Origin of the sequence: Steroidobacter sp. (genome assembly GCF_016790065.1) — a bacterium.
In the GTDB taxonomy this organism is placed as follows: domain Bacteria; phylum Pseudomonadota; class Gammaproteobacteria; order Steroidobacterales; family Steroidobacteraceae; genus Steroidobacter.
In genome coordinates this window covers 1-12,966 of the sequence record NZ_JAEUPY010000499.1, presented here as the reverse complement: position 1 = coordinate 12,966, position 12,966 = coordinate 1, and the positions used below count along the sequence as shown (strand labels likewise).

9 protein-coding genes are annotated in these 12,966 nt (G+C 61.2%); 6 read left to right on the top strand and 3 right to left on the bottom strand.

What is annotated here, in order from left to right; genetic code table 11:
• Positions 1 to 56 precede the first annotated feature (56 nt).
• Both JNL55_RS20675 and JNL55_RS20670 read left to right on the top strand, forming a co-directional pair.
• A complete protein-coding gene (locus JNL55_RS20675) occupies positions 57 to 2,351 on the top strand; it encodes a hypothetical protein (RefSeq protein WP_293858169.1) in 2,295 nt (764 codons plus the stop codon).
• Positions 2,352 to 2,476: 125 nt separating this feature from the next.
• The gene (locus tag JNL55_RS20670; protein ID WP_293858166.1) at positions 2,477 to 3,211 is read left to right on the top strand and encodes a response regulator; all 735 of its coding nucleotides are present in this window, start codon (positions 2,477 to 2,479) and stop codon (positions 3,209 to 3,211) included.
• Between the two features lie 51 nt (positions 3,212 to 3,262).
• Here the strand turns inward: JNL55_RS20670 and JNL55_RS20665 are convergent, their stop codons facing one another.
• Positions 3,263 to 3,547, bottom strand: coding sequence for an Hpt domain-containing protein (locus JNL55_RS20665; protein ID WP_293858163.1), 285 nt, complete (start codon positions 3,545 to 3,547; stop codon positions 3,263 to 3,265).
• Positions 3,548 to 3,715: 168 nt separating this feature from the next.
• On the opposite strand from JNL55_RS20665, the gene JNL55_RS20660 reads away from it, so the two are divergent.
• From JNL55_RS20660 to JNL55_RS20645, 4 genes are all read left to right on the top strand, one after another.
• Positions 3,716 to 4,624: a response regulator gene (locus JNL55_RS20660; protein WP_293858160.1), complete on the top strand. Its 909-nt coding sequence runs from the start codon at positions 3,716 to 3,718 to the stop codon at positions 4,622 to 4,624.
• 122 nt (positions 4,625 to 4,746) lie between these two features.
• Positions 4,747 to 6,609: a S8 family peptidase gene (locus JNL55_RS20655; protein ID WP_293858157.1), complete on the top strand. Its 1,863-nt coding sequence runs from the start codon at positions 4,747 to 4,749 to the stop codon at positions 6,607 to 6,609.
• Positions 6,552 to 10,754, top strand: coding sequence for a two-component regulator propeller domain-containing protein (locus JNL55_RS20650; protein WP_415923126.1), 4,203 nt, complete (start codon positions 6,552 to 6,554; stop codon positions 10,752 to 10,754). The genes JNL55_RS20655 and JNL55_RS20650 overlap by 58 nt, the downstream gene beginning before the upstream one ends.
• A 288-nt stretch (positions 10,755 to 11,042) precedes the next feature.
• Positions 11,043 to 11,666: an RNA polymerase sigma factor gene (locus tag JNL55_RS20645; RefSeq protein WP_293858151.1), complete on the top strand. Its 624-nt coding sequence runs from the start codon at positions 11,043 to 11,045 to the stop codon at positions 11,664 to 11,666.
• A 14-nt stretch (positions 11,667 to 11,680) separates the two neighbouring features.
• Here JNL55_RS20645 and JNL55_RS20640 read toward each other — a convergent pair whose 3' ends face one another.
• Complete coding sequence (locus JNL55_RS20640) at positions 11,681 to 12,778, bottom strand: hypothetical protein (protein ID WP_293858148.1); 1,098 nt, start codon at positions 12,776 to 12,778, stop codon at positions 11,681 to 11,683.
• The coding region (locus JNL55_RS20635) for a hypothetical protein (RefSeq protein ID WP_293858145.1) at positions 12,775 to 12,966 on the bottom strand (192 nt) is incomplete at its 5' end. The genes JNL55_RS20635 and JNL55_RS20640, both read right to left, overlap by 4 nt.

The window sequence follows — 12,966 nt, the reverse complement described above, 5'->3', positions numbered from 1 at the left end:
GCCATTCCAAGTTCATAACACTGCGTGCACGACTCCGACCTGGCAGGAGAAACGTCATGTTCGCCGCCCATCGCCTGGGACCAATGTCGGTCGCCCGGCTGATCTTGCTGACACTCGCGCTACTTCCCAGCACATTGAGCTTGGCCGCACCGCCGGTTTTGGAAGAAACCACGCGGATCGTGCCGCCCGAACCTGACTATTTCTGGATCCCGCCGGCCAGCACCAGCATGCTGGCCGTCGACGGCGACCGGATCATAGCGGCGGCGCACAAGCCCTACGTCGTCGACGATCCACAAGCGGTTTACATTCTGGAGCGCGCCAGCAATGGCACGTGGACGCCGACTCGAATCTTCACCAAAACCACGCCGCTGAGCGAAAGCACCCGAGTCATCACCGTCGACCTGAAAGGCAATGTCGCCGCCGTAGTCTCGGAGAATCGGCTGTATGTATTCGAACGCGGCGCCGGCGGTTGGACCCAAACCGCGAATCTGTTGTTACAAGGAGGCAATCAAGGCCCGGATGTCGCGGTCGGCAACGGCTTCATAGTCGTCGGCAGCACCGCGCTGATGAGTGGCGTGCTGCGCTCCGTCGGCTTGGTCTATCGCAAGAACACCGCGGGCCAATGGAGTTATCTGCAGAGCCTGGTGGCCAACCCAACCGGCGGCTTTTCACACGAAACGTACGCTGCCAACGTCGAGCTATCGGGCAACTCAGTGCTGTTGACGCACTATCAAGCCATCGGCGTCGAAGCGATTGTCACCGCTCATCTGTTCGAAGGCACGCCGGGCGCCTGGACTCGTACCGCGTTACTGACGGAACCGGCTAACTTCAAACCGCTGACTTGGACGGCCTTCGACGGCAATTACATTCTGATCAGCGGCGCACCAACCATCGGCCCTTCCAAGACCGGACTGTTCGTGCGCTCCGGCGGCAACTGGGTCTTCGACACCTCGCCCACTCAAATCGGTTCGTCCGAACAAGTGCGGGTCGATATGACCGACATCGCCGGACTCGGCGCAGCCGGCGGCACCGCACTCATCGGTCTATACACCGACGAGGACCGCGGCAGCGAAGGCGGTTCCATCATGGTTTACAAACGTGGCGTGAACGGCGTCGCCGGCTATCAACCCATCGCCAAGTTGATGGCCAGCGATGCGACTCAACAACTCGGCCTGGGTCGAGCGGTGGAACTGAGCGGCAACCGCATCGTCAGCGTACCTGCCGATGGCACCAAGCTTTACGTCTTTCAATTGCCCACCACACTCAGCCAACCCGAACTGCTCCAGGACGACTTTGAAGACAACAACTCAGTAGGCTGGCTGCACACGCCGAGCAATGCTTGGTCAGTGGTCGCAGGCACCGGTTCGCGTGTGTATCGGCAGAACAATCTCGCTGCCGAAGCCGTGAGCACTCGGAGCAGCGTCGACTGGACCAATCAGAGCATCGAGGCTTACATCAAGCCCACCGCCGTGTCGGGCGCGGATCGTTGGTTCGGGTTGTTCGTGCGCCAGAGCGACGCCAACAACTATTACTACGCCACGGTTCGCACCAGCAACGTGGTGCAAATAAAAAAGATCGTGAACGGCGCGTTCATCACGCTCGCCTCCGCGCCTCTCACCGTCTCGCTCAGTCGAACGTACAAGGTACGAATGGAAGCCGTTGGCACCTGGCTGCGCGTTTATGTCGACGGCAACTTAGTCGCGCAGGCTCGAGATTCATCGCTGACGCACGGCCTCGCTGGCTTGCGCACCTATCGAGTCGCCGCCGACTACGACAACGTGGTCATCAGCCCGAATCCGTTGGGCTGGATGTTCCGAGACACCTTCGACATCTTTGTCGATCCCGAGGCTCCGCAGGAATTCCGCGAGCGCCGCCAATGGCTGCCCACCGGTTCCGGCAACTGGACTGTCAATGACGACACCGACACCTTCGTGCAAACCTCCAGCGCCGCCGACGCTCGCAACATCGCTGGCGTCGCAGTAGATGATTTGGTGATCGAGACCAAACTCAAAGCCGTCAGCTTCAACGGTAGCGATCGCTGGTTCGGCCTGCTGACTCGTTACCAGAACGACTCCAATTATTACTACGTGACCTTGCGCAGCTCCAACCAGATCTCGTTGCGCCGGCTGATCAACGGCGCGATCACGGTGCTCGACACTGCGCCGCTGACAGTGACGCCGGGAATCTGGTTCAACATACGAATGGAGAACATAGATACAGCGCTGCGCGTGTATGTGAACAACCAGCTGGTGCTCGAAGCGAACGACACGACGTTCACTAAAGGTCGCTATGGGCTGGCCACCTATAGAACCTCGGCGGAGTACGACGACTTCTTTGTGAGGCAGCCCTGATCGACCTAGTACGGCCGGCCTTGGCATAGATAGCTCTATCGTCGCCAAATTGGCGCAGACAACTCCATGGCACCCGCCATGACGTGAGCACAATCCCGAGCAGTTTCGGGAGGGTGCTCGCGGCCATGGTCATGATGGAATTGCTTCGCCTGCAGGCGCAAACGCAGGCCCAGTTGCTCAGTAACTGCGTGCTGGCACTGGCACGCGCTCCTCTCGAAACCAATCAGCTCAACGCGTGCGCGGCTGCGGCCCGTTCATTCGAAGGCACAGCGCAGATGGTCGGGCTCGAGGCCGGTGCGCGGCTGGCACGAGCCATCGAGGATTGCCTGGCAGCCATGCGCCGGGGCGAGATCGAGATGCAGCAGGAGCTGATCGGTCTCATGGTCCAAAGCGTCGAACTGCTCGACTGCATGGCGAAGTTGCCGCCAAGCAAGCTCAAAGCAAACTCCAAGACAAAGACGCGCGAACGCCAAACACCCGCCAAAGGCAAACCGGTGCTGGTCGTGGACGATTCGCTGGAGATCCGCGAGCTGGAACGGAAGCTGCTCCGGTATCGCGGCTACGACGTGGTGACCGCGTCCGATGGCATCGAGGCTTGGTACGCGGTGCTCACAGGTAACTTCGATCTGGTGCTCGCCGACGTCGACATGCCGCTGCTCGACGGCATCCAACTCACTCGGCGTATCCGCAAGGACCCTCGCTTCGTGCGTCTGCCCGTGTTGATCGCGTGCGATGGCGGTGACGTGCAGCAGCGCTGGCGCAGTTTCGATGCCGGCGCCAACTACTACGTCATCAAAGGCACGTTCCATGACACGCTGGTCGAAGCCGTGGCGACTTTGATCGGTCCGGCGGAGTTGTGACCTCACGCGGCCTCGCCGCGCCGGAATCTGCGCCAAATTGACGCAAATCTTTCACGGCTCCAGCGACACTCCCAGCTCGCGGAGCCGTTCGGCGGCCGCCACGCGAAACTTCGCTAACTCGGCATTCAACTGGGTCATTGCCTGCTCAACCTGAACGGATTGCTGAGCCCCCACCTCCCACGCCGCCGCCTCGGCAGCCAAACGACTGGCACCCATCATGGCCGCGCTGCCCTTGAGCGTATGCAACGTCTCGACGCGCGCGACGGCATCTTGAGTAGCCAGCTCACCGATGAAAAGCGCCGCGTTCCCGACGAACTTGCGATACAGCGCGGCCACTGTGGCAGGCTCAACCAGGCTCGCGACCAAGTCATCAAATACAGAGCCCTCGAATACCGCGACCGCCTCAATGGAATGTGACATATCTCAGTGGTGTCGACTGCGGGTCCGGATAGGGTACATTGCGTGCGTCTACCTGTCGGCCGGGTACACGTAACGGAACCACGGATGAAATCGCAATCTGCCGATGCTCCTCCCCCTGTCGATGCGGTCCGCGGCCGCGTCCTGGTCATAGATAATGACTCGTCGATGGTGTTGTGGGTGCGTTCGGTCTTGGAGGCGGATGGTTACGACTGCCTGCCCGCGCTCAGCGGCGAGCAAGCGCTTACGACCCTGCGCACCACGCCGGACATCATGGTCGCGATCAGCGACATCCACATGCCGGGCATGGACGGTATCAGTCTGTTACAAAGCGTTTGCTCGCTGACCGGCGCGGCGTCGCTACCGCGATTTATCTTCCTCACTGCTTATCCCGAGGTGGAATTCGCGGTGCAGGCACTGCGGCTCGGCGCCGTCGACTTCCTGGTGAAACCCGTGCGGCCTCAAGAGCTTCTGCATGCAGTCCGCAGCGCCATGCAGCGTGTGGATAAGAGCCGTGTTGCCACGCAGTTGCAAGATCAGGCGGCGGTGCTCGCACAACAGGCCGAGGCATTGGCCGCCGCGCTGAACGCGTGGAAACATTCACACTCCACTGCACCAGAACCCAAAGCCGAAGCGCCGCGCGGCGATCTTGCCGCGCTGGGCCTGGATCACTTGCGCCGACCTCGACAAGCAGTCCCGCCGCTCGGCGAACTCGACGATGTGGCGTGGGACCTTCTGTTAGAACTGCTTAGGGCTGAAAAAATTTCACAGCGCATGTCGGTCTCGGCGCTGAGCATTTCCATCGAACCCAGCTCTTCCACCACCGCGCTGCGGCGCATCCGGGAATTGGTCAAGGCCGGCCACATCGTGCGCAATCCGGATCCGCTGGACGCGCGCCGTGACTTCGTTGCGCTTGCTCCAGCGAGTCGCGCCGCGTTGGAACATTACTTAGAGCAAGTTGCGAAGCAGCTTGCTGCGGTGGTTCCGAGATCGTAGTCACGGTTGCCCGCGGTCCGTATCACGGAATGATGTAAGTTCGCTTGTTGTCAGCAGCTGTGTTCGGTTAGAAACGCGGCACGATAAGGTTGGTCACTTGCCGACACAGAACGGAGAACGCGATGGGGAAGATCGATCGGCGTAGACGTTGGCTGCTCGGAGCCGGCGCACTCGGTGCAGCTGTGATCTGCGCGGTTTTGTTATCGCAACGGGAAGAAACATCGGTGGCACCGGCACCCGCCGCGACACCGGCGAATAAAACATCGACTCCCGCGCAACCTGAGCCGACCGCATTCGCGACGAACGCGCGTCCTGTACATAACGCACCCGCTGGCGTTCGACAGAACTATATCGTGCAAGCAGCAAGCGTCGATCTCGCACGCCGCGCCGTGGAACACGCGGGCGGCGTCGTCACCGGCGATCTCACAATCATTCGCGCAGTTGGTGCCTCGCTCGACAGTCGCGAACTGGCGACGCTTTGGGAAGATCCAGTAGCAGGCCTGCGCGTGTATGACGATGCGCAAGTCAAATCGAGTGCCAGCCCCCAACCGCTGCCCGAAACCTATTATCCGACCCAAGTTGGTGCGAGTTCGATGCACACCGGCGGCGTGACGGGTCGCGGTGTCACAGTCGCGGTGCTCGACACGGGCGTGTGGCAACAGAAAGGTCCGCTTCAACAATCCTCGACAGGGCGCAATCCTCGTGTGCTCGCTCAGTACGATGTAATCCTTGCGCGCGAAAATCCGTCGGCGTATCCGCTGCTGTCATTGAACAAGTACAGCCGTGACATCAACGACCTGAACGGTCATGGCACTCACATTTCTTCCATCATCGCCAGCAGCGGCATCGCCGCGACCGGCAAATATCAAGGCGTCGCGCCTGGCGTGAATCTAGTGTCGGTGCGCGTGCTGGATAGCCAAGGCATGGGCCGCTACTTCGACGTCATCGCCGGCATTCAGTGGGCCATGAATCAGCGCCTGGCATACGGCATTCGCGTGCTCAACCTTTCGTTGAGCGCACCGGTTCAGTCGCACTATTGGGACGATCCGCTCAATCAAGCAGTCATGGCCGCGTGGGGCTCGGGCCTCGTGGTCGTGGTCGCGGCCGGTAACGCGGGCCCGGAACCGATGAGCATCGGTGTTCCGGGCAACAATCCCTACGTCATCACTGTCGGCGCGGTTACAGACAGTTACCAGCCCACGCAAGTGAGCGCGTATCGACTCGCGTCGTTCTCATCCGCGGGCCCAACCTACGAAGGCTTCGTGAAGCCCGAAGTCGTCGCGATGGGTGGTCACATTCGCGCGTATGCACCGGATGCAGGCACGCTCGCGCAGAGATTCCCGCAGTGGGTGGACCTGAGATATCCAGACATCACCATGTCGGGTACATCGCAGGCAGCAGCCGTGACCAGCGGCGTGGTCGCGCTGTTACTCGACGCTAATCCAGGCCTCTCGCCGGACACTGTGAAATGTCGCCTCATGGATGGCGCGCGGCCGGCAGTGCACTCGAACGGCATGCTCGCCTATTCCGTGTTTCAACAAGGCGCCGGCCTCGTGAACGCGCAGGACTCGATCTACAGCACTGCGTCGAACTGCGCCAACAAGGGTTTGAACGTCGCCGCTGATCTCTCCGGCATTCAGCACTACGGCGGACGCGCGAATCGAGATGCCGACGGCAACTACTACATCATGGAAGTCGAAGAGCCCGCGGGCTTGCTGACTCAGCTATTGAGCCCGCTCGGCAGCCTGCCGCTGTTGGGTCAGTTGCTGGTCGGACTCGCATCGACACTCGACGGCTTGCTATGGGATGGCAGCCCGCCGACCACGGACGAAGTCACCTGGAGTGGCGGCTATACCTGGAGCAATGGCTACACGTGGAGTAACGGTTACACCTGGAGCAACGGCTACACGTGGAGCAATGGATACACATGGAGCAACACCGCCACGCCGTCCAGCACTGGCATCGAGCCGGCCGCTCAGGAATAACCAGTAGTAGAGCCGTGCGTTCACGCACGCTCGGTTGGCTATCTGCCCTGCTCGCTTGCGCGGCTCTCTCCGCGCAAGCGACGCCTCCCGTTCCGCCAGTACGGCCCATGTACTTTGAGCATCTCTCCGTGCGCGACGGACTGTCTCAAAGCACGGTAATGAGCGTTCTGCAGGACTCGCGAGGTTTCCTGTGGCTCGCCACCGAGAGCGGCCTCGATCGTTACGATGGCTACTCGATCCGCGAATACCGTCGCGAGCGTGGCAATGACTACGGCTTGGCGAGCGACTACGTGTGGAAAATCGCCGAAGACGCGCGCGGCGACTTATGGCTCGCCACCATGGGCGGTGGCGTCGCGCGTTGGGACCGAAGTAACGATCGCTTCCAACAGTTCCGCCACAACCCCGACGATCCTCAAACCCTCGCCAGCGACGCGATACGCACCCTGCTGATCGACGCCGACGGTCGCATCTGGGCCGGCACAGAGCGACATGGTCTCGACGTGCTCGATCCGCAAACCGGTCGCGCGCGTCACTTCCGTCATGACGCCAGCAATCCGCGCTCACTCGCAGCCGATGCGTTGTTCGCGCTCTACCAGGATCGAGCCGGCGGCTTCTGGGTTGGCACCGATAAGGGCCTGGCTCGTTATGAGCCCAGCAGCGGCGACTTCGACAGCGCGCTCGACAACGTCCGCGTCCGCGCGATCTTCGAAGATCATGCCGGCGCGCTATGGATTGGCGCTTTCGACACCGGTCTATATCGGCTGGATCCAAAGACCAAACAAGTCACGGCCTTTCGCCACGCCGCCAACGATCCGCGTTCGCTCAGCAACGACCGCGTGCGCGCCATCATGGAAGACGACGCGCATCGGCTCTGGATCGCCACCTCCTCCGGCCTGAACCTGTTCAATCGCGACTCGCAAAGCTTCGTGCGTTACGGCCGCGATGCCGACAATCAACACAGCCTGCGCGACGACGATGTGATGTCGCTGTATCAGGATCGCGGCGGCGTACTTTGGGTCGGCACTCGAGCCGGCGGCGCCAGTCACTGGAGCCCGCAAAGCTGGGCGCTCGGCCATTATCGCAGCGGCATGCTGGCCAACACCCCGGTGAATGCATTCGCCGACGACGGCATGAACACCGTTTGGGTCGGCACTGCCGAAGGACTGGTCGAGATCGATACTCGCGAGCATCGCGAACGCCGCTATACGAAAGACTCGCCCGCGCCGTTGCAACTCGCCGACAACATGGTCATGACGTTGCTATATGACCGTAGTGAAGCGCTCTGGATCGGCTCGATGAGCGGCGGCCTCACGCGCTTCGATCGTAAGCGCGGCGTCGTCCGCTCGTACCGAAACAATGCCGCGGATCCGAGCACTTTGCCGGCGGACGGCATCATGTCGCTGTTCGAAGATCGCGACGGCGATCTGTGGGTGGGAACCTTTGGCGGCGGCCTGGCCCGCATCGAACACAGCGACGGAAAACTCATTCGCTACCCTCACAGCAGCGCGGACAGCAACGCACTCAGCAGTCCGCGTGCCAGCGCGATCACCGAAGATCTGCGCGGCAATCTGTGGGTCGGCACCATCGGCGGCGGCCTCAACCTGCTCGACCGAGTGTCGGGGCGATTTCATTACTATCGTCGCAACGACCGCGATCCCAGCAGTTTGAGCGACGACACCATCTACGCTCTGCACGTCGATGATCACGGCACTGTGTGGGTCGGCACGGCAGGCGGCGGACTCGACCGCGTGGTTGGTAGCTCCGCCGATCCAGCCACCGTGCGCTTTCAGCGCGACACTCGACTCGCGAACATGCCGAGCCAAGTGGTGTATGGCATCGAGTCGGATCGCCAGGGCGACCTGTGGCTCAGCACGAACAACGGCCTGGTGCACCTCGATTCGCGCAGCGGTGCCAGCCGATTGCTCCGCGAAGCGCAGGGCCTGCAAGCTGACGAATTCAACTTCAACGCTCACTATCGCGGTCGCGACGGCACGCTGTATTTTGGCGGCAATGGCGGGTTCAACGCCTTCTTGCCGGCCGCCGTCACTCCGAACTCGCCGGCGCCGCAGGTAGCGTTGACGGCCGTGTCGATTTTGAACAAAGAGCTGCCGTTGCCGGAGCTGCCCGGCGTCGAGCGGCCGCTGCAGCTGGCCTACGACGATAAACTCGTGACATTCCAATTCGCCGCGTTGGATTTCATATCGCCGGCGAACAATCGTTACTCCTATCGGCTCGACGGCTTCGACCGCGATTGGATCGACGCCGGCCATTTGCATCGCGCCACCTATACCAACCTGGATGCAGGTGAGTATGTCTTTCGAGTGCGCGCGACCAACGCCGATGGCATTGCCAATCAGCAGGAGCTGGCGGTGCCCGTTCATGTCGGCGCAGCGCCGTGGAACACCCTCTGGGCACGCCTGGGCTACGCAGCGATTGCCCTGCTGATTGCCGGCTACCTGTGGCATTTGCAACGTAAACGACGCGAGCGAGAGCTCAATTACAGCCGCAAGCTGGAGAATGAAGTTCAGATTCGCACCCACGAGCTGGAAGAGCGTAATCATCAGTTGCTGGTACTGAGTCGTGCCAAAAGCGACTTCGTGGCTCGCATGAACCACGAGCTGCGGACGCCAATGAACGGCGTGCTCGGCATGAGCGAGCTGCTGTTCGACACGCGGCTCGATCCGGTGCAACGGCGCTTCGTCGACGGCATCCACCGCTCCGCCGACTCGTTACTCGCCATCGTCGACGACGTGCTGGACTTTTCCAAGCTCGAAGCCGGGCGTCTGCAATTGGCACCGGTGGATTGCGACCTGGTCGAGTTGCTGGAACAAACCGCCGAAATGCTGGCCGCACGCGCGTCCGGCAAGAACATCGAGTTGCTTTGCGAACCTCCGCCTCGGCCGCTGCCACGCGTGCTAGTCGATGTGGTACGGCTTCGACAGGTCCTGGTGAACTTGGGCGGCAACGCTGTGAAGTTCACCGAACGCGGCGAAGTAACCTTGCGCTTGGCCGCGCCCGACATCGAGGGCGACCGGCTGCGTATCCGGCTCGAAGTAGCCGATACTGGGATCGGTATCGAGCCCGCCAATCAGTCGCGCATCTTCGAAGAATTCGTCCAGGAAGATGTTTCCACGACGCGCCGTTACGGCGGCACCGGCCTGGGACTGGCCATCGCGCGTCAGCTGGTGGACCTGATGGGCGGACGTTTGTCTCTGGTGAGCATGCCGGGCGCCGGCTCGACTTTCAGCGTCGAGCTGTCCCTGCAATTGGCCCACGCTGCCGCGCAAGCTGCCTCCGGCCCCGTCGATATCGGCGGCCTGCGCGTGCTGGTCGCCGACGACAACGCAGCCGTGCGTCGTTTCATCGCTCAGACCTTGGATCAGTGGGGCGCGCACGTCACCGATGCCGGTTCTGTGCCTGAAATCCTGCGTGAATTGCGTGCCACTGCATACAACGTGGTCATCATCGATCATTCGTTGCTCGACAGTATTGCCGTCGAGAAGCTGCAGGCGGCGCTGGCCGAACGCTCGGTACGACCGCGACTGATTCGTCTCGCCAACTTCGTGAATCTGACGCAGTCGCAGGCGCTGGATCTGCATTGGTTCGACGCCGAAATCACCAAACCGGTGCGCCTCACTCAGCTGCATAGGACGCTCACTGGCGATCCCAGCAACGACTTCGCTCAAGCCATCGCGACGCCGACGCCGGCGCTGGCATTGGCGCCAGGCTTGCGCGTATTAGTGGTCGAAGATCAATCGCTGAATCGTGATGTCGCAGAGGGCATGCTCACTGCGCTCGGCCTCGAAGTCGACACTGCGCATGACGGCCAACACGCGCTCGACATGCTTGCAAACAAAACTTACGACGTGGTGTTGATGGATTGCCGCATGCCGGTGATGGATGGTTTCACCGCCACCACCGAGCTGCGTCGTCGCGAAGGCAACAGCCGTCGTGTTCCTGTCATCGCATTGACAGCTGACACTACAAGTGCCGCACGCGAAGCCTGTCTGGCCGCAGGCATGGATGATTATTTGGGCAAACCTTTCAGTCGCGCGACGTTGCGCGCAGCGTTGGCGAGGTGGGTTCCCGCTAGGGGCGGCCTCGACACGGGTGGGATCGATCGCAGCGACCGGTCATCTTCCTAAGGGACTGCTGAGTTTCTCGGGCCGTCCGCAATCGGCCCCAGCGCTCGAACCGGTTTGCCTGAAAAATTGCGGTAAAGCACAAATGTTACGACGTCTTGACATCCGATTCGGTCTTCTCTAGTTTTGACCGAAATTCAGTATATGCCGCCATGTACTGAACATTATTCACCGCGCTTTAGACGCCAACCGGGGATGGGGCTTGCGATGCCGCCCGATCAATCTGCACTCAGAACAGATTCCACTTATCGGTACAGGCAGGATGCTTCGATACAAGGCCTCGAGGAGGCCATGCCCACGGATGCGGCGACTGAGGGGGAAGATAGTAATCAGACGCGTAATGCGCGTCTGACTCAATGGTTTCAAACCTGGCGCGGCGCCATGTGCCGGTGGCTATCCAGCCGCTCGTCCATCCAAGCCGCGGACCTGGACGACGTAGCGCAAGAGGTGTTCCTACGCCTGCTGCGCTATAGCGACGAAGCCGTGGTGGAGTATCCGCAGAGTTATCTGTTCCGGATCGCCACCAACGTGGTCAACGAGTGGCACGAGCGCGCCAGAAACAAACTGCCGCACGACGAAGCCGGGCTCGAGGATTTGCAAATCGAGCCACAGCACGAGCCGGAAAGCTCCGCTGATCGCACGCTGCTCGACAAGCAAGTACAGCTAGCGCTAGGCCGGCTGCCGACGCGTCAGCGCGCGGTCTTGTTACTGCACATCAACGACGAGCTCACTTACAAACAAATCGCGGTCAAGCTCAAGCTGACGCCGCGCGTGGTCCGCCGCGATATCGCCAACGCCTACGCGCAACTCCGCTGCGATTTGCATTCGGTGCATTTGCTCGCGGGTCCACAGATGGGTTTGTCTTCGATCCGCAATGAATCCATGAAACGCGCCGGGGGTATGAGGCGCGTCTGACGCGTCCGGTCGTGTCAGAAAAAGCCATGTAGCTGCACGAAGTACAGCCGGCGATTCTGTAAATCGTTTTGAGGAATGCCATCGTACACACGCGCGCCGACACGTAACTGCACGAACTGAATGGGGAAGAACTCCCACAGCAGGCTGAAGCGGTTCTGTTCGTCCTCGTCCACATCGGTGTCGGGCTCGAACACTTCGGCGGTGAGTTTTAGATTCTGGCCTGGGGTGATCAGCCAATTGGCTTCGATCAGACCCACCCATTGTTTGCGTTCCGTGACGCCGAGCGTTTGGTCCGTTAAATAGTCGGCTTCAGCCAGCCAGGTGATGGGGCCGGTGCGCAATCCGGCGAACACGCCTTGCATGCGTCGATCGCCGGCATCGGTGTGATTCAAGTTGAAGCCGGCGCCGACACGCCAACCCTGCTGCACGTGTTCAGCGCGCAAACTCACCTGCTTGCCTTCATCGAGTTCCGGTCCACTCGCAGTGCCGTTGGACACGGCCAGTTGCGCAGACCAGCGGTTCGATTCGAAACCGAGCTGCACGCCGCGATCCGGCGTCGCGAAATTGATGCCGGTAACCTGGCGAATGAAGGCGCTGTCGTCCTCTAACCGCAACCCATAGGGCAGATAGAACTGCCCTGCTTGCACGTTCCAGCGCTGACCTTGAGTCGTGTAGCGCGCGAATGCTTCCAGATTGGTACTGCCGCCAGGCGCCAAGCGCTGATCGATGTACACCGCGAATCGATCCGGCACAGGCGTGATCGCCAAGTAGGCGCGCGCCTCCTCGAGATCGAACTCGGATTGAGCATTGCTGTTAGGTACATCGGTGTAGGTAGCATTCGCGCGCAGATTCCCACCCAGCGCAAAGAAGCGACTCACCGCTCCGGTCCAGGCATCCGTTCCCGTGCCCTCGATGCGACGCGCAGGCAGCGCTCCCTGCGCCCAACCATTGCCGAAAGCGTTGCGCATCCCGCCGCCGGCCGCGTTGAAATGGCAGCTGCTACATTTGAAACCTTCACGGACGGCGAAGTAAGGCTCTGCGTGAACCACTCCCCCGATGACCAACAACGCGACCAGGCCCAGCCACTTCCGAAGCACGTTGCTGGATCTCATCGTGCCATCTCCACTGTGAAGCGCAGCAAGAAATCGCCGCCAGCCGTGCCATCGTCATCGCCGTCCAGGATCTGAGCCTGCAAGTCGGCGAGCGCAACGGGGTCAGAGCCACTGATGCGCAGTTCATAAGTATCCGCGGCCAGTGGCTCGTTCGCGTCGATGACCAGAACGGTGGGTTGCTCAGATCG

Excerpts from the sequence above, each read along its gene's own strand:
- JNL55_RS20675 (WP_293858169.1), top strand. The coding sequence starts at position 57 with ATGTTCGCCGCCCATCGCCTGGGACCAATGTCGGTCGCCCGGCTGATC.
- JNL55_RS20645 (WP_293858151.1), top strand. The coding sequence starts at position 11,043 with ATGCCCACGGATGCGGCGACTGAGGGGGAAGATAGTAATCAGACGCGT.
- JNL55_RS20655 (WP_293858157.1), top strand. The coding sequence starts at position 4,747 with ATGGGGAAGATCGATCGGCGTAGACGTTGGCTGCTCGGAGCCGGCGCA.
- JNL55_RS20670 (WP_293858166.1), top strand. The coding sequence starts at position 2,477 with ATGGTCATGATGGAATTGCTTCGCCTGCAGGCGCAAACGCAGGCCCAG.
- JNL55_RS20660 (WP_293858160.1), top strand. The coding sequence starts at position 3,716 with ATGAAATCGCAATCTGCCGATGCTCCTCCCCCTGTCGATGCGGTCCGC.
- JNL55_RS20650 (WP_415923126.1), top strand. The coding sequence starts at position 6,552 with ATGGAGCAACACCGCCACGCCGTCCAGCACTGGCATCGAGCCGGCCGC.
- JNL55_RS20640 (WP_293858148.1), bottom strand. The coding sequence starts at position 12,778 with ATGAGATCCAGCAACGTGCTTCGGAAGTGGCTGGGCCTGGTCGCGTTG.